The following is a 21699-nucleotide window of genomic DNA, read 5'->3' as shown; positions in this document are numbered from 1 at the left end:
GGAGAAAGGGACGCGTGATAGAAAAATTTGAAAGCCAACTGCTTGATTTTGCACAGCAAGAGATGACACAAGATGCAGCGCACGATATCAGCCATATTAAGCGCGTAGTCAAAACTGCCAAGGCTTTATGTACTCAAGAACAAGCTAAGTTTGAAGTCGTGCTGCCCGCCGCTTACCTTCATGATTGCTTCACCTTTCCAAAGAACCACCCAGACCGCGCTCAAAGCTCACAAATGGCAGCAGACAAAGCCATCTCTTATCTCAAATCTATCGAATATCCTGCGTCCTATCTTGATGAGATCCATCACGCCATTGTCACGCACAGCTACAGCGCCAACATCACACCTGAAACGTTAGAAGCTCAAATCGTCCAAGATGCCGATCGCCTAGATTCTCTCGGCGCAATTGGCATTGCGCGCTGCCTGTATGTGGGTCAGAGTTTTAACGCAGAGCTCTATAACCACGAAGATCCGTTCGCGGAACATCGTGACTTGGATGACAAGCATTACAGCGTCGACCATTTCTACGTGAAGCTGTTCAAGCTCGCTGAAACCATGAATACAGAATCCGCCAAGTTAGAAGCCAACAAGCGCACCGACTACATGCGTGGTTTTCTTGAGCAATTGGGCTCGGAAGTTTAGCGGCTTAGAAAAAGAAGCAGGCAATAAGGAAGAGAGAAGGATATGGAAATAAACCGCTTTAAAGCATCCGACGCTGAAGAGCTCGTCACTTGGTTTACATCCCTAGAAGACTACGTGCTGTGGGGTGGGCGAACCTTTGGTTGGCCGTTAAAAGCAACCTCCATCATCGAACGTTCTCAAGAGCCACATGTCGAGCTATATACCTTTTCTGCGTCTAAGTCAGACTCTGAACCGAACGCCGATTCAAACGCCAACTCAAACGCCAGTGACTTGCTTGGCTTTATGGAGTTTCAGCGTATGTCAGACAGTGAGCTTCGCTTTTGCCGAGTCGCGATTCACCCAAGCCAACGTGGTAAAGGGCTTGGGCAATCCATGATAGAAAGTGCCTTAGAAGCGGCGAAAGAAATACCGAATGTCACCACCATCACCTTAGCGGTATTTAAGCAAAACTACGGTGCGAAACGATGCTACGACAAAGCCGGCTTTCAGGTGGTCGACAAAGAGCCGAGCGTAAAAGAGTTCAATGGCAAAACGTGGCCCTTGTATCAGATGGAATTAAAGCTCGGCTAGTTTGTTTTAATTGTCAGACTGGTTTTAGTTAACAGACTTGTTTTAATTACCAAATTTGACCCCATATCATTAAGCATTAGCTACACACTCAAGATACACAGATGTAATTTGGAACCTCCAATGACCCAAGAAAAATTCGACACTATTTATCAACGAGCAGCTCACCGCAAAGGCGGAGCAGCCGAGCTCGAAAAGATTGTTCGTGCGCCCCTTTCCCAAGCCGAGTTATCGAAAATCACCGACGATCGTTGGCTAGCCGCCTTTACCGAAAAAGTATTCCAGTGTGGTATTTCGTGGAGTGTGGTGAGAAAGAAGTGGCCGCAATTTGAAGAAGTGTTCTTTGAATTCAATATCGAAAAAATGCTGATGCTGCCGAATGAAATGTGGGAACAGAAAGCGCAAGACCCGCGCATTATTCGCCACCTTACTAAGGTGATGACCATCCCTGCCAATGCCACCATGATCCACAATGCCAAGCGTGAAGCCGATTCATTCTCGCAAATGGTTGCCGAATGGCCATCAGAACGTATCACTGAACTTTGGGATTATCTGAAGAAACACGGCAAGCGATTAGGTGGTAATACTGGTGCCTACACTCTGCGCCAAATGGGTAAAGACACCTTCATCTTGTCATCAGATGTTGAAGCACACCTACGCAGCACCGATGTGATGGATAGCGGTCGTAACACCAAGCGAGCACAACTGGCAGCGGGTAAAGCCTTCAACGAATGGCAGCAACAGTCAGGTCGTAGCCTGAGCGAAATCAGCCAGATCGTTGCCTACAGCTGCGGTGATAATCGAGTTTAGTTGGATTAAAAATGGCTTAAAGCTAAAGATTGCACACAGTTCCCTGCAAACAAAATGTTATAAGTCATTAACAAATAAGCGTGCATCGCACTTTCATCCGGTAGCATTGTATAGATAAATGTATACAATATAGAGTAATACTCATGAATTATTCTCGACCAACCCAACTCGACTAAACAAGGGTCCTTATCTCTATGACAGTTCTCAAAAACTCTGTCTCCAAAGGTGTAAAAACGAAAGTAACAGGCCAGACTCAAGACGATGTTGTTTACTGCCATATCTTCGACGCGATACTAGAACAAAGGCTGCCACCAGCCACCAAATTAAGCGAAGAAGCGTTAGCAGAAATCTTTAGCGTTAGCCGCACCATTATCCGCCGTGCCTTACTGCGTCTTTCTTTAGAACAAGTTGTGGTGATCCGTCCTAACAGAGGAGCCGTGATTGCTGCGCCAACGGTTGACGAAGCCAAACAGATCTTTAAAGCACGTGAAGTGATGGAAATTGCTATCACTGAGCTGGCGGTGAAAAACGCAACCAAAGCTCAAATAGAAGAGTGTAGAAAATTAGTCGCGAAAGAGAACTGTGCTTTCGACCAAGGTGACTACGGCTCCGGCTTACGCTTGTCTGGTGAGTTCCACATCAAATTGGCTGAAATGGCAGAGAACGCACCACTGCTGGCTTTCCAACGCAGCTTGGTATCGCAAACCTCACTGCTGATCGCTCAGTACGAAACAGGTAACCACTCGAACTGCTCTCTAGACGAACATTCGGGATTGCTTGATGCGATTGAGTCTGGCAACGAACAACAAGCGGTAGAATTGATGCACGAGCACCTAAGCCACATTCGTTCGAAGCTCAACCTAGACAGCAGCACAGCTTCTAGTGATCTGCATGTCGTGTTCTCAGATCTGCTTAAGAGCAAGTCATAGAAGATTCAACAAGCGCTTAATAACCATCCGCTAACAGCTTTTTGTTAACAGCTTTTTATTAACAGCTTTTTGTTAACAGCTTTTCGTTAACAAAATTGGAGAGAAGTAAGCCTTAGTGTTTACTTCTCTTTTTTATACCCTCTCCCCTAAAAATAAAGACGACGATCGACTCACATCCATCTAAAAATGCTGTCTATTCTGGCCTCAACAACGATCTTAGCCTCTACAGAATCACTTCCCACAGTGCCATAAATCTTGCCTTTATCTTGTATACATAGCTACCCATTCATTCACACCATAAAACTGTTCACCTTCAATTCAACCCCTTATAAAACAGACAACTACAGTCAAAATGAAATTGTATACAATCTCCACAAAAGACTATTTGTTGCATTTTTGTAAATAAATAGTTGACCACAGGGTCAGGATGGATAATTATTGACCTAGAAGTCAAAAAGAATACACATGGAAATATGTCGATTTACAAGGAGGTCTCTTGATTACTTTTTTGCTCAATCAGGAAATAAGACGTGAAGATAATCTGTCGCCAAATATGACAGTGCTCAACTACCTTCGTACCAAGGTTAATAAAACGGGTACAAAAGAAGGTTGTGGGTCGGGTGACTGTGGTGCATGTACGGTAGTTCTGGGTGAAGTGGTTGATGGACAGCTGCAATACCGCTCGGTGAACTCTTGCCTGACGTTCGTTTCAGCGCTGCATGGAAAGCAACTGATCACAGTAGAAGATCTACAAAACCGAGATCGCTCTTTGCACCCCGTGCAGAAAGCAGTGGTGGATTTTCACGGTTCCCAATGTGGTTACTGCACGCCGGGCTTCATCATGTCGATGTTTGCCCTAGGCAAGAACAAACCCGATGCGAGCAAAGAAGACGTCATGGAATCACTGGCGGGTAACCTATGTCGCTGTACTGGCTACCGACCAATTGTTGATGCTGCGATGTCGCTTTCAACAGACCAGCCTTTGATTGACCAATTTGCAGAACTTGAACGCAACACCATCAAGAAGCTAGAAGGTATTCAAGACACTGAAGCCAACTTACGCCTTGGTCACCTCACCGCTTTTTCCCCGAAAAGCACCGATGAGCTGGCCAAGCTTTTTCAAGCACATCCGAACGCTAAGCTGGTTGCTGGCGGTACGGATTTAGCATTGGAAGTGACGCAATTCCATCGTGAGATTGAAACGCTGATCAGCGTAAACCTTGTTGAAGATATGAAGGTATGTGAAGAGACCGACACCGATTTAATCATTGGTGCCAACCTGCCTATCAGTGACTCTTACGCACTACTGAAAAAACACTACCCAGATTTTGGTGAACTGCTGCATCGCTTTGCTTCACTGCAAGTGCGTAACCAAGGCACCATCGGCGGCAATGTAGCCAATGCTTCACCTATCGGTGACACCCCTCCTCTGCTGATTGCCCTGAACGCGAAGATCAAACTTCGTTGTGGCGACGAGTCACGCACCATGCCGATTGAAGATTACTTCATCAGCTACAAAGTGACGGCGCAGAAAGAGAGTGAATTCATTGAACAGATCATCATTCCTAAGCCAACCAACGACAGCTTCCGAGCTTACAAAGTGTCGAAACGTTTAGACGACGACATCTCTGCGGTGTGTGGCGCGTTTGATATTCAAATTGAAGATGGCAAGGTTTCATACGCTCGTATCGCTTTTGGCGGTATGGCAGCAACGCCTAAGCGTGCAACTCGTTGTGAAAATACGTTATTAGGCAAACCGTGGACAGACGCTAATATTAAGTTAGCGATGCAGGAACTGTATAACGACTTTGAGCCGCTATCTGATTTCCGTGCAAGCCAAGAATACCGTTCATTGTCGGCGGCCAACATGCTGCGTCGCTACTTCATTGAACGACAGAACAAAAACAACCAAATCGAAACAAGGGTAACGTCTTATGTCTAAATCAAATTCCTCTGTTCACAAGAGCAATGCGATGACCCACGAAGAGATGGTTACCATTGCAAAACAAGACCTAAAAACTGGCGTAGGTAAAAGCGTTAAACACGACAGTGCAGCCAAGCAAGTCACGGGAGAAGCGGTATACATTGACGACCGCCTTGAGTTCCCAAATCAGCTGCATGTATACGCACGCCTGAGCACGCAAGCACACGCCAACATCACCAAGATAGATTTATCACCGTGTTACGAATTCGAAGGCGTGGCGATTGCCATTCAAGCCAAAGACGTACCGGGTGAGCTAGATATCGGAGCCATCCTACCGGGTGACCCACTGCTTGCAGACGGCAAAGTGGAATACTACGGCCAACCTGTGATTGCCGTGGCTGCCAACGATTTGGAAACGGCACGTAAAGCCGCACACGCTGCAATCATTGAATATGAAGAACTGCCTGCGATTCTTGATGTAAAAGAAGCGCTAGAGAAAGAACACTTCGTCACAGAAAGCCACACGCAACAACGTGGTGATTCAAAAGCGGCGCTGGCAAAAGCAAAACACGTGATCTCTGGTGACCTAGAGATCGGTGGACAAGAACACTTCTACCTAGAAACTCAAATCAGTAGCGTAATGCCAACCGAAGACGGCGGCATGATCGTTTACACCTCGACACAAAACCCGACCGAAGTTCAAAAACTGGTTGCGGAAGTGATTGGCGTACCGATGCACAAAGTCGTGATTGATATGCGTCGTATGGGCGGTGGTTTCGGTGGTAAAGAGACTCAAGCAGCCTCTCCAGCGTGTATGGCCGCGGTAATTGCTCACCTCACCGGTCGACCAACCAAAATGCGTTTGCTGCGCAATGAAGACATGCAACAAACCGGTAAACGCCACCCGTTCTACAATCAATACACGGTCGGTTTTGACGACAATGGTGTGATTCAAGGTGCCGATATTACCGTTGCAGGTAACTGTGGTTACTCGCCAGACTTATCAAGTTCTATCGTCGATCGTGCAATGTTCCACTCAGACAACGCCTATTATCTAGGTGATGCAACTGTGGTTGGTCATCGATGCAAAACCAATACCGCATCGAACACCGCTTACCGTGGCTTTGGTGGCCCGCAAGGCATGATGACCATTGAACACATCATGGACGAGATTGCGCGTTACCTGAAAAAAGATCCTTTGGAAGTACGTAAGGCGAACTACTACGGCGAAGAAGGCCGTAACGTGACCCATTACTACCAAACCGTTGAAGACAACTTTTTACCTGAGATAACCGAACAGCTTGAACGCAGCAGTGACTATCACGCACGTCGTAAAGACATTGCCGAGTTCAACAAGCAAAGCCCAATCTTGAAAAAAGGCCTAGCGATCACCCCCGTGAAATTCGGCATCTCGTTTACTGCGACTTTCTTGAACCAAGCAGGTGCGCTCATCCATATCTACACCGATGGCAGTATTCATTTGAATCACGGTGGTACGGAAATGGGGCAAGGCTTGAACATCAAAGTGGCACAAATCGTTGCACAGGAGTTCCAAGTCGATGTCGAACGTATCCAGATCACCGCTACAAACACAGACAAAGTTCCGAACACATCACCAACCGCAGCCTCATCGGGCACCGACCTCAACGGTAAGGCCGCGCAAAACGCCGCAATGACCATTAAGCAGCGCCTGATCGACTTCGCTTCTTCGCACTTCAAAGTGTGGCCTGAAGAGGTGGTATTTAAGAACGGCATGGTGCAGATCCGCGATGAGATCATGACCTTCAACTCATTTGTTGAACTGGCTTGGTTTAACCAAATCTCGCTGTCGAGCACTGGCTTCTACCGCACTCCGAAGATCTATTACGATCACGAGAAAGCACGCGGTCGCCCGTTCTACTACTACGCATACGGAGCATCATGTTCAGAGGTTATCGTCGATACCTTAACCGGCGAGAACAAGATTCTGCGTGTCGATATCCTGCATGACGTGGGCGCTTCATTGAACCCTGCGATTGATATCGGCCAAGTCGAAGGTGGCTTTGTGCAAGGTGTTGGTTGGTTAACGACGGAAGAGTTGGTTTGGAACCAGCAAGGCCGCTTGATGACCAACGGCCCGGCAAGTTACAAAATCCCTGCGATTGCTGATATGCCGATTGATTTCAGAACGCACCTGTTGGAAAACCGCAGCAACCCAGAAGACACCGTCTTCAACTCGAAAGCCGTGGGTGAGCCACCTTTCATGTTGGGTATGTCGGTATGGAGCGCACTGAAAGATGCGATTAGCTATGTTGCTGTCGATGGCGCGATTCCTAAGCTCAACACACCTGCAACGCCAGAGCGTATTTTGATGGCGATTCAGGAAGTCTCTGAAACGGCTCCGACTTCGGTCGATGCTCAATCAGAAACGGCTTAGGGCTCATATCGATCGTTTAGCTTGGGAAGCATAAAAAAGGGATTTAGGAGGACATATGTTTAAGGATAATTGGATTCACGAACTGGCAAAACTGGAAGAGAACTACGAACCGTGTGTGATGGTGACGGTTCTTGAAGACAGAGGTTCCGTTCCACGCGATGCGGGCACCAAAATGCTTGTCACTCGTGACCGAATCATCGCTACGATTGGTGGTGGTCACCTTGAACATGTGGCCACTAAAATGGCTCGCGAGATGCTGATTGCCAGTGAAAAATCACTCAAAGTGGAACGCTTCAACCTCGGTGCTCGCTTAGGCCAATGCTGTGGCGGAATGGCAACGTTAAGCTTTGAGCCGATTGGCACTCAACAGAACCACCTCGTGTTGTTTGGCGCTGGCCACGTTGCCAAAGCGCTGCTGCACATTGTCGCAACCCTGCCTTTCCGCGTGACTTGGATTGATGAGCGTGAAGAAGTGTTTCCTGAAACGCTGCCACACGGTGTGAAAAAGCTAGTAAGCGACGATCCAGTCGGTGAAGTAAAACACATGCCACCGAACAGCTATTACCTTGTAATGACGCACAACCACCAGCTCGATTTTGACCTAACTAAGGCCATTATCGACCGTGAAGACAGCCGTTACTTCGGCATGATTGGCTCGCTTACTAAGCGCAAGAAGTTCGACTTCCGCTTAGAGCAACGCGGCTATAGCCAAGAGCAAATTGAAACCATGATTTGCCCGATTGGTATTAGCGCGGTGAATGGCAAACACCCTGCCGAAATTGCGGTATCGGTTGCGGGTGAACTGATCGCACACTATCAAGGCCAAGCCCTTGAACAAAAGCGCCCAACCAAACAATATCGAAATCAGGATTTGACCGATCAACACAGTCAACCAAGCGACGTAGGCGAACCACCATTGGAAGAGAAGATCGCCTAACACAAGTCGCAAAGCTTCAGTGGCCATAACGTCGCTGAAGTCATTAAAAGGAAGTAAACATGACAACGCAACTCAAAGCTTATCGCGCCAGTATTTTACACAGCGTCGCCGACCCAAAAGACGTCGGTATCGATGAGTCTTACGACTATTTTGAAGACGGTGTTTTAGTGGTTGAGAACGGCCATGTCGTCGACTTAGGCCATGCCGATGAGGTATTGGCTCGCCAACCAAAAACACTCGAAGTAAAACAATACAAAGACAAGCTGATTACCTCTGGCTTTATTGATACGCACATCCACTACCCTCAAACAGGGATGATCGCGTCTTACGGTGAGCAGCTTCTTGATTGGTTAGAAAACTACACCTTCCCAGAAGAAAAACGCTTCAAAAACCCAGTTTATGCACACAAAGTCGCGAAGCTATTCCTAGACGAATTGGCAAGCAACGGCACCACCACGGCACTGGTATTTGGCACGGTACACAAAGAGTCGGTTAACGTATTCTTTGAAGAAGCCGAGAAGCGTAATCTACGTATGATCGCCGGTAAGGTATTGATGGATCGCAATGCACCAGACTACCTCACCGACACTCCAGAATCAGGCTACGCAGACTCCAAGGAACTGATTGAGAAATGGCACAACCGCAGCCGTTTGCTTTACGCGGTGACGCCTCGTTTTGCGCCAACCAGTACTCCAGAGCAACTTGCCACTGTCGGTAAACTGCTAGAAGAATATCCAGACGTGTACATGCACACGCACCTTTCAGAAAATGAGAAAGAGATCGAGTGGGTGAAATCGCTGTTCCCAGAGCGCGACAGTTACCTAGATGTCTATGACCATTACGGACTACTTCACAAGCGTTCGGTATTTGCTCATGGTATTCACCTTTCTGATTGTGAATGTAAACGCCTTGCTGATACTGAATCTGCCATCGCCTTCTGCCCAACTTCTAACCTTTTCTTAGGCTCTGGTCTATTCCGGTTACCAGAGATGGAAGATCACGGTATTCGTGTCGGCGTGGGTACTGATGTAGGCGCAGGCACCAGCTTCTCAATCCTGCAAACAATGAGTGAAGCGTACAAGATCATGCAGTTACAGCATAAGAAGCTGCACCCAGCTAAGTCGCTGTTCTTGGCAACATTAGGCGGCGCACGTTCGCTGCATTTAGAAGACAAGATTGGTAACTTGGAAGTCGGCAAAGAAGCGGATTTCGTGGTGTTGGATCTACACGCAACTCAGCTGATGCGCTTTAGAATGGAACAAGCCACCAAGCTTGAAGAGAAGCTGTTTGTATTGATGAGCTTGGGTGACGACAGAACCGTTAGCGAGACTTACATCTACGGCGAAAAGGCCTACGATGTGAACTTCAAAGACTACAAAAAGCTCGTTAGTTAGGCTTAAAACCGAGTAACAATCGCTAGACAACGACAGCCGTCGTTAATTAAAAATCCGTCCAGATTTATCTAGCCTTTAGAGACCAGTTGCTGATGCCACTGGTCTTTTTTGTGCTTCATTCAAAGAAATATAAATTAACCGCTCACAGACAACGATCTTCGGTGACGCCAAGTCATTATATTGATAGGTTAATGTTTATACATCCCGATTTCATACTTCACTTTAGCATCTCTCTCGAACATTCGTTTCTCAGCTAAATGGAAGCACTACATCTAGAAAGGAATTCTATGTTCGAACAGGTCGTCAGCATTCTGTTTCCCGTTTTTGCTTTAGCCAGTGCTGGCTTTGCGGTTGGTCGTTGGCTCAAGCCCGATTTCAAACCGATCAATAGGATCAACATGGATGTGTGTATTCCTGCGCTAGTGTTTGCCTCGCTGACCACCATGCCCCTCGACACCGAGCAATTGCCACTCATCACCGCCTCTTTGGTCGCGGTGTTGGTGCCTGCTTTATTGATGATACCAACCTGTAAGATCTTTAAGCTCAACTTCAAAGCTTGGGCTCCGCCACACATGTTCCGCAACAGTGGCAACCTCGCGATTCCCCTATTTACCTATACCTTTGGTGAGAGCGCATTAGCCCCTGCAGTACTACTGTTTGTGGTATCGGCGTGTGTCCATATTAGTGTTGGCTTGGCGTTACTGAGTGAAGGTAATCCGATCAAGCAGATCCTCAAGATGCCGATATTCTTAGCCGCAGCATTAGCGATGACGCTCAACCTGTCTGGAATTGCAGTATGGAATCCAATCTACGAAGCAACATCGCTACTCGGCCAAGCAGCCGTGCCTATCATGCTGTTGTCGTTGGGTTCGCAAATGGTGAACTTGAAGCTAAGCGGACTCAAAGTAGGCTTGTTGTGTACGGCTCAATCACTGTTCACAGGGGCCATCGCCTTTGCCATCATCTACTTCTTTATTCCGCTGCCTACGCTGCACTTACAAATGATGGTGCTGTTCACCATGCTGCCACCCGCCGTGATGAACTACCTGTTTGCAGAAAGGTTCAATGTCGAGCCTCCCAAGGTCGCATCTATGGTGTTGTTCGGTAACTTCCTGAGCGTGGTTACCTTGCCTATCTTGTTGTCATTCGCGCTGTCTATGTCGAGTTAGTGATGAATAAATTCAGATAATCCGTTGAAAGCAGCCATTTGGTGACACATCTCGTAACTAGCATATTAATCACAGCAGTCCCCTAATGCATATCCTATAGTTAACATTGGCTTACCTATCATAAGTTCATTTCTACGTTAATTATAAGGATATAAAAATGAAGAAGACTTTACTTGCTTCATCACTGGCATTGGTGGCGTCATTTGCCTATGCCGAAGAGGCTCAACTCCCACAAACGTTATTTCAAAACGTAGATATCTTCAACGGCACTGAAAACAAGTTATACGAAGATCATTTTGTATTGGTCGAAGGCAATATCATTACCTCTATATCTACAAAAGCGATTGATGTTCGTGATGATGCCGTTGTTATCGACGGCACAGGCAAAACCTTAACCCCAGGCTTTATCGAAAACCATGCGCACCTGATGTTAATGGGGCCAAGCTTACCAACAATGGAATCCAACACAACATGGGAAGATTTCGCGATACACGGAACGCGTATGGCTGAGATGTACTTGATGCAAGGCTTCACCACTGTACGTGATGCCGGTGGTGCAAATGGTGGTTTAAGAAGAGCCATCGATGCAGGCCAAATCCTCGGCCCTCGTTACTACCCATCGGGCGCGTTTTTGAGTACCCGCGGCGGACATGCTGACTTTGCAAACTACACAGCCCCAGTTGGAGAGGAAACCAACTTCAGTCGCTTAAACATGGCACAAGAAGTAGACAGTGTTGCAGAAGTGAAAAAGTACGCTCGTAACAACTTCCGTATGGGTGCTACGCAATTGAAATACATGCAGTCTGGCGGTGTGGTTTCAGCCTTTGACCCATGGCAATTACTCGCAGGTTCACCTGAAGAAGTAGGTGCAGCCGTTGAAGTGGCCGAAACCTACGGTAGTTATGTAATGGCGCACTCCTATCGAAAAGAAGCAATCATTGGCGCGCTAAACGCAGGCGTGAAATCCATTGAGCACGGCTTCATGTTCGACTGTGAAATTTCCGAACTCATGGAAGAAAAAGGGGCGTACATCACCACTAACCTCACCGCTTTTGACCCTAATCTCCTTGAAATACCGGCAGTGAAGAACGTTGCATCGAGTCTAGCCAAAGCAAAATCAGCTTCTGCTGCGTTTAAAGACTACATCCCTAATATGAAGAAATGTCCGGCGCCACGTGGCTTCCAAACTGACTGTGTAGGCTCTGTTGATGCCTGTAACATTCAAATCGCTTACGAGAAAAAGCTAAACAATGACTTCTTTGGTCCTTACGAGTCGTTGAAAACACTCACTTCAGTAGGTGGCGAGATTGCAACACTATCGGGTGATTTCATGAACCCATACCCAGACGCGAAATTAGGCGTTATTGAGAAAGGAGCTTATGCAGATATACTTCTTCTTGATGGCAACCCATTCGAAGATTTCTCTGTAGTAGGTACAGGTGATCAATGGTTTGGTGCCGATAAGCGACCAGAATCTCCAGAGTCCATCCAACTTATTATGAAAGATGGTGTTATCTACAAAAACAGCCTTTAAGGCTTAGGTTTAAAGCTCTGAGTTTCAGGCTTTAGGCTTCAAAGCTTTTTAAAGAAGTAACTTTGTTCATCGGCTCTCATCAAGCCGATGAACCAATTGATAACGACATTCCAGTGATCGATAAGTCAGTAACTGATAATCCACTAACCAATAAGTGAACCAAACATTGAATAGACTAATTGCCCTCTTTGTATCCATTGTTTCGTTTGGCAGCTTTGCTAGTGAACCAACAGAATTAGATTGGAAAGATCTGAGACCAGTACATGCACAGAACCAAGTTGTGCTTCCGGAAATAAGCTATCAACAAAAGCTAATCCTTCAGCAAATATTCACCCTAAGCCAATATGATGACCCAAAGAGCAATGAGGAGTTAGTAGCACTGAAAGAAACATTAAAGTCAGAAGGATTGGACGCGGATGAGTTGCTGAAACTACGCTCAGAATATATTGTGAATCAACAACGTGCGGCAGAAACGGTAACACATGACTTCGATGGTAAAAGTGTTCGTATTCCTGGATTTCTAGTACCTATCGAGTTTTCAGCGCCGCTAGTCGCCACCGAGTTCTTGTTAGTTCCCACGGCTGGTGCTTGTATCCATATGCCACCGCCACCAGCCAATCAAATCGTAAGAGTCTCTTACCCTGAAGGCTACAAAGTAGAAACGGTTCAATATCCTGTTTGGGTGGAAGGCGTGATTTCTTCAAAATTAACAACAGACAATGTATACCTCGTTGATGGAGATACCGATGTCACCATGGGATACAAACTCAATGCCTCAATGGTAGTGAATTATCACTAACCTACAGTCCAACCACAACTAAACATTAACGCATATTTAGGCGACAACATGAGCGCCTAAATTCACTGTCAATCGAAACCTAAAGAGCCTGAATAATAGGCTCTTTTTTCGTCTCAAAGACAGGGATTCACTTACTGTGCGCACTTATCTAATTTGAGCTCTGCGGTGACTTTCGTCAAACGTAACGCAATCGCGAAACACACTAAGTAAGGGCTCACATACCAAAAGATACTTTCTAGTGGCTGCTTCACCTGCGCTTCTCTGGTTTTTATGTATTGGTTTTTCTGCATCTCATACTGACTCAGCATACCATCCACCCACACGGCATCACTTTCCACCAGCGATACACTAGGCGCAGGAACCGTAAAATCCGATGCGTTGGGTAACAAGGTGAAATCGACATCTTTGAACGTGATCGCCGTATTCAAATACCACAAACACGCTTCGTGGTGCTGAGCGTGACTATCTAAAGATGGTTGACCGGTGCAGGTATCACTTCGCAGCTTATCCAAAGAAAACTGCTGAACCGATTCTAAAATCGCCACCGCTCTGGTTTGTTCTGTTTCAACCCAATCACCCGCTACTTTCGCACGAATCTCAGACACTGCACCCAGCATCCCGATACCCGCCAAGAACGGCCATAAATAATCCATAAGCTTCCACTTTCGTCGGCTCAAGTTGAACCCACACCAAATCGGAAGATGAAAAAGGAGCGTTAGCCCAAGCGATAGCAAAACGAAATTCAAGGAGCTAGAGAGCATGAGTTCGCTATCAAAGAAGTTCTTCATAATGAGAGGCTTGCCTGTGTAACAAAGAGAAATTTGATACTAAATTCGATATTTGAAAGGAGTGTAAGGGGAAAGTAAAAACAGCACCAACAATTGGCGTTGGCGCTGTTTATTTAAGCAACTAACGGCTTTTCCATCGGGATGCAATCGAGGCTAATACCTCTAGGAGAGTGATAAGTGGAAAGTTCATCACCAATAAAGCCACACGCACGATAAAACGCAGCGGCATTCAGAGTCGATTCTAACTTCATTAACGGCAAATTGTGTTGAATCGCGAGTTCCTCTAAGAACTGCAACATCTGCTTCGCTGCGCCTTTTCCGGAAAAATCTGGGTCAACAAAAATAGCATCAACCATACCGGTTTCGATGTTGATCTTACCGCTGCCAATCACTCGACCATCAACTTCTGAAACGTGAAAGGTTTGGACTACATCGCTTATGAATCCATCAGACATTCCACCCTGCGTCCATATTGACAGCTGTTCTTCTGAGTAATAAGCGGAACACTTTTCGATAATGGCGCGGCTTCGAATATCGAAAATATCCTGAGCATCAGACTCAACCGCTTTTCTAATTGTAATCATAAGCCTACCTCTGGTGACTAAAAGATACTACTGCTAGTAAATCGAATAACTACTCGGTGACTAACGCTGGAGATTGCTTCCCCTTAGCTGACATAAGATAAAAACCAACGGCACCAACAACTGAAATTAATATCACACTAAACCAAGTGAAAGTGTACCCATAATCATCGATAAAGTAGCCAATCACGATAAAACTAGGCATAACGAAAACCGTTCGCAAGGTAATGAGCACGCCTTGAATGCGTCCACGATGACTCGAAGGGGAGTTGTTTGCTAAATATATGCCCTCTTTTGTCAAAAGAAGAACCTCGCCCGCAGATAGAAATAGCCAAGCAAAAAAATGAACAGGAATGTTGGGAAACAACATGACGAGCATATAACCAAAGGCAAACATAAAGCCTGCATAAGCAAGGCTTACGGTTTCAGCCTTACCTGACGTGAACTTCATTAAGATTGGCGTAATCAGCACCACTACAACACAAGCGTAAGTCATGAGTTGCCCGAAAATAATTGGGCCTTGCTCTCCAAACACATGGCTCAAATACAATGGACTCGCCATAGTCATTTGATTTAGCGAATACCACAGCAATCCACATAGAAAAGTGAACAACAAAAGCCGTGGCCTTGATTTTAAAACTGACCAAACCGAACCAGAAACGGGCTGTTCCAGTTCACTCTCGCTGGTCGATTCCGTTCCAGGTTGCAACTTCACAAATGCAGCCACAATAAAAACACAAAAAAGAGCCGCAAAACCGTTGCCGAAAAATATCCAGTCAGTGTGATTCCAGAACAAGTACCCAGCCATAACAGGACCAAGAGCTGAACCAAAGTTATAGGCTAGATAACTCAGTGACATGACTGCATCACGATTCTGAGGGGTAGAAAGGTCCGCAACTAAAGCATTACTCGCGGGCAACGCTAAACCGCCAAAGAAATAGGCACAAAACAAGAACACAGGTACGACTACCGGAGCATCGGCGAAGAAACCACAAGTAATCAATAATACAGCGCACATAAACTCGCCAAACACCATGATCCGTTTATGCCCCAACCTATCGGCTAATCTCCCACCTAAAAAGCTCCCTAAGAGGTAAGAGCCCGTCACACCCATGGCAAGGGAACCTGCGACTGTTGCGGAATAACCCAACTTATCGGTTAACAGTAAGACTAAAAATGGAACGATAAAGTTACCCATTCCCAGAATCATTCTAGCCAGTGCTAAATAATAGATATTATTCGGTAAATACCTATAAATTGAAATGGCTGAGAAAAGCTTATGAATCATGAAGTTCCTAAAGTATGTAAGTGCTTGATTACGAATTTCTATTCGATAGTACTGAAATCTAAGTTTCTCGGCACTGAAACATTAATAACCTGAGTTCCTGCAATTAAGTCATGCAAACAGCGTCTGTTTTTACGGAAAACAAACAGGTAATTAAGAATCGATATATATTGACCAATAACAGGAATATAAACAAAGATGTTCATAGGTAAAATTCGTTTGATCATTATGTTGAATAGCCCTAGTTGCTTGCCATCCATATCAACAATCGCAATTTCCATTACATTTTTACCGATCGTTTGTCCCTTCTTTTGCAGTAAGTAGCCATTACACAAGAGGAATATCACCCAGCCATAAACAAACATCATGATTTGTTCATGTAACTCTATGACTCCATTAGAAACGGCTCGATCGAACAAATCGGTATATAGGACCACTGGAATCATAGCAGCTGCATAAATGAGGCCGTCGATAACAAACGCCCAAAACCGAGACCATCGAGACGCGAGTACAATTGCAGGGGTGTTTTCTATTGCTTCAGACATGTCCTTTCCTAAGGTGGTATTGATTATTGGCGTAGAGCAATCGATTTTTGATAGCGCCAAGTTGATGTACTGATAGACAAATCTTGAAATTAATCCGAAAGAAAACACTTTGCTTTCAATGGATAAGTCACGCTTTATAAAATAATGCGAAACATAACACAAACCAATACCTCCACTAATGCCTCATGCAATATATGTGAGCTTAGTTGCGTAAATTTAAGCTATTAAACCGTGGTAAGATAGTTTGAAGGGAATTTAAGAGGGCCAATCTTCAGAAGTAAGGTTTTTTGACTTAACACTTTGTATTAATAAAACTTTTGTTAATTGGACAATTAGAGGTGAGGGGCACTGTTGCTATTTCAGAGCCAACACATGCTCGATAAAAGTCGACTTCTTTTCGCGGTATTCATCTTGTGGCCAACCTTCACAAGACATTTTGAGGGTGTTGTATTGCTCCACCAATGCCGGATTCGCACGTAGCTTGTCACGAAATGCCAGAAAGCATTCGAACTCAGAACCGTTAGCGACCACTTGCAACGCCACATCATCAGCGGATGTAGATTCCAACATACACAGTTCGGGTGTTCTTAACGTATCGAGTTTCTCTTTAAAGCCGAGTGTTGTGAGTCTCTCTATAGCATCCTCAAGCTCGCCGAGATCAACACCTATGAAGATATCCAAATCGCCCTTAGACACTGCAGATGGAATAGAAGATGCGCCTACATGCTCAATTCTCGCGTTAGGGATTAGCTTTTTGATTTCACGTTCGTATCGGACAAACAGCTCGTGGCAAGCTGCTTGGTATTGCTCCGCGGGGTAAAATTTCATATATCCTCACTCCATCTCACATACTATTGAAGACACCAATTGCTAACAGAAGCAACACGATGCTAATAGCTCCGATATAAGAGATTCTGGTTCGCTCTTTTTCAGTTGGAATTAATGGGGGGAAGCGCCCTAATGTGAATACTTTACAAACTATCCAGCCAGCTCCATAACCAATGAACTCAATCAATATCGACTGAAACAGATACCTAAAGAATGAGCTCAGTGCCCTAAAATACGCGACTATTAAGTCTTCCATTTTTTGTCCTAACTAAAGTCAATTTGGACTAAAAATGCCATGGGTAGATGTTCATATCAAGAACCTTATACAGGACTGCGCACGCAATGAATCAGTTTAAACGTAAGTACTTACTATCGACATGCAATGATTCACAGAGTCTTCTTTCTCACCAACAGGCGCAACATAGTGAATTGCAGCTTCGGCATGTGCTTGGTCTGCGAGTTTACTGATAACCCATGCTGCTAGATATTTGGATGACAAGCAGCCGCCTGCTGTAGCAATGTTTCCTTCCGCATAAAACGGCTGATCCAACACAGTCACGCCGGATTCAATTACCCATGGCTTCGTTGCTAAATCAGTACAGGCTGGAACTTGATTAAGCAATCCCAATACCGACATTAACAAAGTCCCTGAACATTGACCGCCAATCAATTGTGTTTGTGGGTTAAGGCTTAACCTTGAGAGTAATTTATCATCTTGGGCGATATCGCGGGTCAACATGCCACTTCCAAACAATACCGCATCAGCAGTATTGGCAAACTCCAAAGGTTGCTGAGATTGGATTGTGACTCCATTCATTGACGTCACTGATTCTGTAGGGCTAGTGATCTGCACATTCCAGCCAAACTCTTTCATTCGGTTCAAAATACCCGATGCGATGAAAGAATCCAGCTCGTTAAATCCATCAAATGTTAGTACGGCAATATCCATATTTATCCTTTCCTAGATCACGACACTTACGACTATTTTTTCAAATAGTTAGTCGCAACGCCCTTTGATATTACCAACAAACATGTTTGCGCCGTTAAAGTCACCAAAACCATTTATCGATTTAGTGTAAACCGCTTTTTCTTTCTCAGGGTAAACAGCCCAAGTCTCAACAGTTGATTTGCCGTCAGTACCAACATCCGCACAAATTAGAGTGGATGAACCAACCTGAAAGCAATTCATATTATTTGGAGATACGCTACTTTCCTCACCTTTAAACTCAACGATGAACTTTTGAGATGAAATACCATCTTTATCAATTTCAAAGCTTTCAAATTGACGAGTAGAAAAACCTTTGAGATCACCTACAACAAAGCAACTAGCTTGTACTGTAAATGACAATAGGGTCCAAACAACAACGATATATTTCATCTCTTCTCCAGAGCGCTAACAGAAGTTAATTCGGCTCACTTTAATCCACATATGCACCTAGAGTCACCAACTGAATGATAAATCTGCATTCCCTTTGTCCCAAAAACAAAAAGCCCCGGTTATAGGAACCGGGGAAACAGGGTGGGATGAGTTTGGCGCGTGCCCGAAACCAAACTCTCCCCAAGCCTCACCTAAGACTCATGCTCTTAGGTAAAGGATTCACATCATTACTGAAGCGTAGCGCCTTGCTCTACCCAAGTGCCGATGAGTGCGCGTTCTGCATCGGTCATTTGAGTCATGTTGCCAAGCGGCATCACCTTGGTTGTTACGGTTTGAGCAACAATCCTTGGGACGTTGGCTTTAATCTCTTCTGGAGTATCAAACATCACACCGGCTGGCGCAGCAGCAAAAGCAGCGTGGCTCGGGGTTGAAGAGTGACACACAGAACAGCGCTCTTGAATGACCTTGTTGATGGTTTCAAAGCTGACTCCTGCGCTAGCGGTTTGAGCTGCGTGGTCTGCTGGTAAAGCTAGAGCATCAGTTGTAGTTGAAGCAGTATCGATTGAAGCAGCCTCTTCTACCGTCGATTCAGTCGCGCTTACTTGCACTTCTTGAACCACTGGCGCCTGTACAACTGGAGTCATCTGTTTTTTCGCGTAAGGTGAAGTCACAAACGCAAGCGTGATCATACCCAATGCAGCTACTGGCACTGTCCATGCAAACTTCTGACTACCATGACGCGTGTTGAAGTAGTGACGCACCAAGATACTGAAGATCGCTAGCCCAGCAAGAATCAGCCAGTTGTATTCCGAGCCATAAGTACTTGGGAAGTGGTTACTGATCATGATGAACAGCACTGGCAGGGTCATGTAGTTGTTGTGACGAGAACGCAGTAGACCTTTCGCTGGCAATCCCGGATCCGGTTCGCGCTTCTCTTCAATCGCTTTCACCAAGTTACGTTGTGCAGGCATGATAACGCGGAATACGTTACCCACCATGATGGTACCAATGATTGCACCCACATGAATGTAAGCACCACGGCCACTGAACACTTGAGTTAGGCCATATGTCGCAGCGACGAGCAGCACAAACAGCACAACACCAAGCAACACTGGAGTTTTACCTAATGGTGAGTCACACAGTAAGTCATAGATAAACCAACCGGCAACGAATGAACCAATACCAATAGCGATTGCAGTGGTTGAATCAAGACCAGAGCCCGGTGCAATCAGGTAAATCTCAGCGTTAAGGTAGTAAACCACACCCAGTAGACACACACCGGTGATCCACGTGAAGTAAGCTTCCCATTTAAACCAGTGCAGGTGCTCTGGCATCTCTGGTGGCGCAAGTTTGTACTTCTCTAGGTGATAAATACCACCGCCGTGAATTGCCCATAAGTCGCCTGAAAGGCCCGTTTTTGGATTTACTCGGTTAAGGTTGTTCTCTAACCAAACAAAGTAAAATGATGCGCCTATCCACGCAACACCAACAATCATGTGAGCCCAGCGTATTGCTAGATTCAACCATTCTGTAATATGCGGATCCATAATAAACTCCTGTATCACAACGCTTTAGCTAAGCGTTGCTCTTCCTTATTGTCGTCCGTTGGCAAGTCGTCCAAATGCAATGCCACTCGATCGCTGTCGAAATAAACTTCGTCACAGTTGTGCCCTTCGCCGCCTCTATCGACGATCAAGAACTGGTCTTGATCGGTGAGGGCGAGAACTGGGTGATGCCACACCCCTTTGTGATAGTTCACTCCTTGACGGCCGTTGCTCAAGAAAGCTCGGCTATTGGCTAATGTTGGATCGTCGCCTTTTGGCGCAACAACAATTAAATAGGGTTGACCAAGTAATGGAATGAATGCCTGAGAGCCAAGTGGATGACGCTCTAACATTTTGATGGTCAGTGGGTAGCTCAACGGTGTGGCTTGGAAGATGCTGATGATGGCTTCTCCGTCTTGGTCTTGCACATCCGTTGTCGCTAGCTTGTGGTAACGACGTGTTGATCCACTGTTGATCATGAAGAAATCACTATTATCGGACTCGATAACATCGCCAAACTCTGCAAAAGCCTGCTTGGTTAACGGTTCGATGGATAAACGACGTATTCCATTACTCATACTCATTTCCTTACCTATTTCGCTTTCGTACCAAACAGACGCAAACGGCTGATACCACCATCTGGGAATATGTTTGCACGTACGTGGGTAATCGCACCAAGGTCGTTTACCTCAGAAATGAATTCGTGAATCTCGTGCGCTTGCAGCTTTTGTGCAGGCAACAGTTCACGCCAGAATAGGCTTTGTGTTTCTACTTGGTCGTCGGTTCCGCCTTTCACGTAAGCGGCTTGAATCGAGCAACTGTCAGGGTAGTTACCTTTGAAGTGGGCCGTATCCACAACGATGCGTTCGATGTTACCTGGGTGGCCTAGTGCCACGATAACCCAGTCGTTACCCGGTGTACGACGACGCGCTGTTTCCCAACCGTCACCCATGTTTTCACCGCGGCCAGGACCTAAGATGTTGGCTTTGTTTCCGTAGTGTTCGTCACTACATGCGAGTGCTCGGCCACCGTGTTCAACCGATGCTAGGTCAACTTGTTGCTGAGAATCTATTGCGTCCCAATCCACACTTGGTCGGCCATAAACACGTAGGCGCGCTACACCGCCGTCTGGATAGATGTTCAAACGTAGGTGCGTAAATACTTGGTCACTTTCGATCGCTTCAAGATGATGATGATCACCTTGTAGTGCCATTGAAGGCAGAATTTCTTGCCACTCTGTTGCGTCCGTTGGTTCACCTTGTGGTGAATAACACGCGTCAATTGATGCCGAAGGTGGGAAGTTACCTGTGAAGAATGAGGTATCAATATCAACGCCAGCAATGGTGCCAGCTAGGCCAAGGCGAACGACACAGTAGTCATAACCTTCACCGCGTTTGCGTCTGCTTTCCCAACCGTCCATCCACTTGCCGTTATCGTCGTATAAGTCGTCTTTCCACTCTGGCGCAGCGTGGCTGAGAAGACGGCTTTTATCGGCGAAAAAATCGTCTGTTGCGAAGATAGCTTCTGCGCCGAGTTTTTCGTCTGCAAGGTTTATGTATTGTTCAAATGTTTGGGTCATGTCCGTGTAATCCTATCCAATTAATCAAGTAATAATAAAATGAGAACTCAG

Annotated in this window: 22 protein-coding genes; 11 read left to right on the top strand and 11 right to left on the bottom strand. The window is 45.9% G+C overall.

Annotated elements, in window-relative coordinates; genetic code table 11:
- The first annotated feature begins 14 nt into the window (after positions 1 to 14).
- The 11 genes from OCU90_RS25220 (at position 15) to OCU90_RS25170 (ending at position 13120) form a co-directional block, all read left to right on the top strand.
- Positions 15 to 641: an HD domain-containing protein gene (locus OCU90_RS25220; RefSeq protein WP_061021370.1), complete on the top strand. Its 627-nt coding sequence runs from the start codon at positions 15 to 17 to the stop codon at positions 639 to 641.
- Between the two features lie 42 nt (positions 642 to 683).
- The gene (locus tag OCU90_RS25215) at positions 684 to 1211 is read left to right on the top strand and encodes a GNAT family N-acetyltransferase (RefSeq protein WP_054541475.1); all 528 of its coding nucleotides are present in this window, start codon (positions 684 to 686) and stop codon (positions 1209 to 1211) included.
- A 120-nt stretch (positions 1212 to 1331) separates the two neighbouring features.
- Entirely contained in the window at positions 1332 to 2018 is a 687-nt protein-coding gene (locus OCU90_RS25210) for a DNA-3-methyladenine glycosylase I (RefSeq protein WP_017095088.1), read from the top strand.
- A 194-nt stretch (positions 2019 to 2212) separates the two neighbouring features.
- Complete coding sequence (locus OCU90_RS25205) at positions 2213 to 2947, top strand: GntR family transcriptional regulator (RefSeq protein ID WP_061021368.1); 735 nt, start codon at positions 2213 to 2215, stop codon at positions 2945 to 2947.
- Between the two features lie 553 nt (positions 2948 to 3500).
- Complete coding sequence (gene xdhA / locus OCU90_RS25200; RefSeq protein WP_240513374.1) at positions 3501 to 4889, top strand: xanthine dehydrogenase small subunit; 1389 nt, start codon at positions 3501 to 3503, stop codon at positions 4887 to 4889.
- Positions 4882 to 7287, top strand: coding sequence for a xanthine dehydrogenase molybdopterin binding subunit (gene xdhB / locus OCU90_RS25195; protein ID WP_061021365.1), 2406 nt, complete (start codon positions 4882 to 4884; stop codon positions 7285 to 7287). The genes xdhA and xdhB overlap by 8 nt, the downstream gene beginning before the upstream one ends.
- 55 nt (positions 7288 to 7342) lie before the next feature.
- Positions 7343 to 8224 carry a xanthine dehydrogenase accessory protein XdhC gene (xdhC, locus tag OCU90_RS25190; RefSeq protein ID WP_017630713.1) on the top strand — a complete coding sequence of 294 codons (882 nt, stop codon included), beginning with the start codon at positions 7343 to 7345 and terminating at the stop codon, positions 8222 to 8224.
- A gap of 59 nt (positions 8225 to 8283) precedes the next feature.
- A complete protein-coding gene (guaD, locus tag OCU90_RS25185) occupies positions 8284 to 9618 on the top strand; it encodes a guanine deaminase (RefSeq protein ID WP_061021363.1) in 1335 nt (444 codons plus the stop codon).
- Positions 9619 to 9905: 287 nt separating this feature from the next.
- Entirely contained in the window at positions 9906 to 10787 is an 882-nt protein-coding gene (locus OCU90_RS25180; RefSeq protein WP_061021362.1) for an AEC family transporter, read from the top strand.
- Between the two features lie 157 nt (positions 10788 to 10944).
- Entirely contained in the window at positions 10945 to 12321 is a 1377-nt protein-coding gene (locus OCU90_RS25175; RefSeq protein ID WP_061021360.1) for a metal-dependent hydrolase family protein, read from the top strand.
- A 166-nt stretch (positions 12322 to 12487) separates the two neighbouring features.
- On the top strand, positions 12488 to 13120 hold the full coding sequence (locus OCU90_RS25170) for a DUF3299 domain-containing protein (protein WP_061021495.1): 633 nt from the start codon (positions 12488 to 12490) through the stop codon (positions 13118 to 13120).
- Between the two features lie 131 nt (positions 13121 to 13251).
- On the opposite strand, the gene OCU90_RS25165 is transcribed toward OCU90_RS25170, so the two are convergent.
- The 11 genes from OCU90_RS25165 to alc all read right to left on the bottom strand — a co-directional run bounded on the left by OCU90_RS25165 (position 13252) and on the right by alc (position 21648).
- Complete coding sequence (locus OCU90_RS25165; RefSeq protein WP_061021358.1) at positions 13252 to 13773, bottom strand: hypothetical protein; 522 nt, start codon at positions 13771 to 13773, stop codon at positions 13252 to 13254.
- A 248-nt stretch (positions 13774 to 14021) separates the two neighbouring features.
- The gene (locus OCU90_RS25160; RefSeq protein ID WP_061021356.1) at positions 14022 to 14492 is read right to left on the bottom strand and encodes a GNAT family N-acetyltransferase; all 471 of its coding nucleotides are present in this window, start codon (positions 14490 to 14492) and stop codon (positions 14022 to 14024) included.
- A 49-nt stretch (positions 14493 to 14541) separates the two neighbouring features.
- Positions 14542 to 15777 (bottom strand): MFS transporter, encoded by a 1236-nt coding sequence (locus tag OCU90_RS25155; protein ID WP_081089942.1) that lies wholly within the window; start codon positions 15775 to 15777, stop codon positions 14542 to 14544.
- 38 nt (positions 15778 to 15815) lie between these two features.
- Positions 15816 to 16319, bottom strand: a complete 504-nt coding sequence (locus tag OCU90_RS25150; RefSeq protein ID WP_061021354.1) for an RDD family protein — start codon at positions 16317 to 16319, stop codon at positions 15816 to 15818.
- A 354-nt stretch (positions 16320 to 16673) separates the two neighbouring features.
- Entirely contained in the window at positions 16674 to 17147 is a 474-nt protein-coding gene (locus tag OCU90_RS25145; RefSeq protein WP_019824607.1) for a GrpB family protein, read from the bottom strand.
- A gap of 16 nt (positions 17148 to 17163) precedes the next feature.
- Positions 17164 to 17403, bottom strand: a complete 240-nt coding sequence (locus tag OCU90_RS25140; protein WP_019824606.1) for a hypothetical protein — start codon at positions 17401 to 17403, stop codon at positions 17164 to 17166.
- A 96-nt stretch (positions 17404 to 17499) separates the two neighbouring features.
- Entirely contained in the window at positions 17500 to 18096 is a 597-nt protein-coding gene (locus OCU90_RS25135; protein ID WP_061021352.1) for a DJ-1/PfpI family protein, read from the bottom strand.
- A 48-nt stretch (positions 18097 to 18144) separates the two neighbouring features.
- Entirely contained in the window at positions 18145 to 18525 is a 381-nt protein-coding gene (locus tag OCU90_RS25130; protein WP_061021350.1) for a hypothetical protein, read from the bottom strand.
- Positions 18526 to 18752: 227 nt separating this feature from the next.
- Positions 18753 to 20072: a urate hydroxylase PuuD gene (locus OCU90_RS25125; protein ID WP_061021348.1), complete on the bottom strand. Its 1320-nt coding sequence runs from the start codon at positions 20070 to 20072 to the stop codon at positions 18753 to 18755.
- 14 nt (positions 20073 to 20086) lie between these two features.
- Positions 20087 to 20647: an ureidoglycolate lyase gene (locus OCU90_RS25120; RefSeq protein ID WP_004732859.1), complete on the bottom strand. Its 561-nt coding sequence runs from the start codon at positions 20645 to 20647 to the stop codon at positions 20087 to 20089.
- Positions 20648 to 20661: 14 nt separating this feature from the next.
- Positions 20662 to 21648 (bottom strand): allantoicase, encoded by a 987-nt coding sequence (gene alc, locus OCU90_RS25115; RefSeq protein WP_061021346.1) that lies wholly within the window; start codon positions 21646 to 21648, stop codon positions 20662 to 20664.
- Positions 21649 to 21699: the final 51 nt, after the last annotated feature.

Source organism: Vibrio splendidus, assembly GCF_024347615.1.
Classification (GTDB): Bacteria; Pseudomonadota; Gammaproteobacteria; order Enterobacterales; family Vibrionaceae; genus Vibrio; species Vibrio splendidus.
Note: the sequence above shows the minus strand (reverse complement) of the source record. Positions and strands in the feature narration are given on the sequence as shown.

What these genes read in the sequence shown, in the direction of transcription:
- OCU90_RS25215 (WP_054541475.1), top strand. Translation starts at nt 684, where the DNA reads ATGGAAATAAACCGCTTTAAAGCATCCGACGCTGAAGAGCTCGTCACT.
- OCU90_RS25210 (WP_017095088.1), top strand. Translation starts at nt 1,332, where the DNA reads ATGACCCAAGAAAAATTCGACACTATTTATCAACGAGCAGCTCACCGC.
- OCU90_RS25205 (WP_061021368.1), top strand. Translation starts at nt 2,213, where the DNA reads ATGACAGTTCTCAAAAACTCTGTCTCCAAAGGTGTAAAAACGAAAGTA.
- xdhA (WP_240513374.1), top strand. Translation starts at nt 3,501, where the DNA reads ATGACAGTGCTCAACTACCTTCGTACCAAGGTTAATAAAACGGGTACA.
- xdhB (WP_061021365.1), top strand. Translation starts at nt 4,882, where the DNA reads ATGTCTAAATCAAATTCCTCTGTTCACAAGAGCAATGCGATGACCCAC.
- xdhC (WP_017630713.1), top strand. Translation starts at nt 7,343, where the DNA reads ATGTTTAAGGATAATTGGATTCACGAACTGGCAAAACTGGAAGAGAAC.
- guaD (WP_061021363.1), top strand. Translation starts at nt 8,284, where the DNA reads ATGACAACGCAACTCAAAGCTTATCGCGCCAGTATTTTACACAGCGTC.
- OCU90_RS25180 (WP_061021362.1), top strand. Translation starts at nt 9,906, where the DNA reads ATGTTCGAACAGGTCGTCAGCATTCTGTTTCCCGTTTTTGCTTTAGCC.
- OCU90_RS25175 (WP_061021360.1), top strand. Translation starts at nt 10,945, where the DNA reads ATGAAGAAGACTTTACTTGCTTCATCACTGGCATTGGTGGCGTCATTT.
- OCU90_RS25165 (WP_061021358.1), bottom strand. Translation starts at nt 13,773, where the DNA reads ATGGATTATTTATGGCCGTTCTTGGCGGGTATCGGGATGCTGGGTGCA.
- OCU90_RS25160 (WP_061021356.1), bottom strand. Translation starts at nt 14,492, where the DNA reads ATGATTACAATTAGAAAAGCGGTTGAGTCTGATGCTCAGGATATTTTC.
- OCU90_RS25155 (WP_081089942.1), bottom strand. Translation starts at nt 15,777, where the DNA reads ATGATTCATAAGCTTTTCTCAGCCATTTCAATTTATAGGTATTTACCG.
- OCU90_RS25150 (WP_061021354.1), bottom strand. Translation starts at nt 16,319, where the DNA reads ATGTCTGAAGCAATAGAAAACACCCCTGCAATTGTACTCGCGTCTCGA.
- OCU90_RS25145 (WP_019824607.1), bottom strand. Translation starts at nt 17,147, where the DNA reads ATGAAATTTTACCCCGCGGAGCAATACCAAGCAGCTTGCCACGAGCTG.
- OCU90_RS25140 (WP_019824606.1), bottom strand. Translation starts at nt 17,403, where the DNA reads ATGGAAGACTTAATAGTCGCGTATTTTAGGGCACTGAGCTCATTCTTT.
- OCU90_RS25135 (WP_061021352.1), bottom strand. Translation starts at nt 18,096, where the DNA reads ATGGATATTGCCGTACTAACATTTGATGGATTTAACGAGCTGGATTCT.
- OCU90_RS25130 (WP_061021350.1), bottom strand. Translation starts at nt 18,525, where the DNA reads ATGAAATATATCGTTGTTGTTTGGACCCTATTGTCATTTACAGTACAA.
- OCU90_RS25125 (WP_061021348.1), bottom strand. Translation starts at nt 20,072, where the DNA reads ATGGATCCGCATATTACAGAATGGTTGAATCTAGCAATACGCTGGGCT.
- OCU90_RS25120 (WP_004732859.1), bottom strand. Translation starts at nt 20,647, where the DNA reads ATGAGTAATGGAATACGTCGTTTATCCATCGAACCGTTAACCAAGCAG.
- alc (WP_061021346.1), bottom strand. Translation starts at nt 21,648, where the DNA reads ATGACCCAAACATTTGAACAATACATAAACCTTGCAGACGAAAAACTC.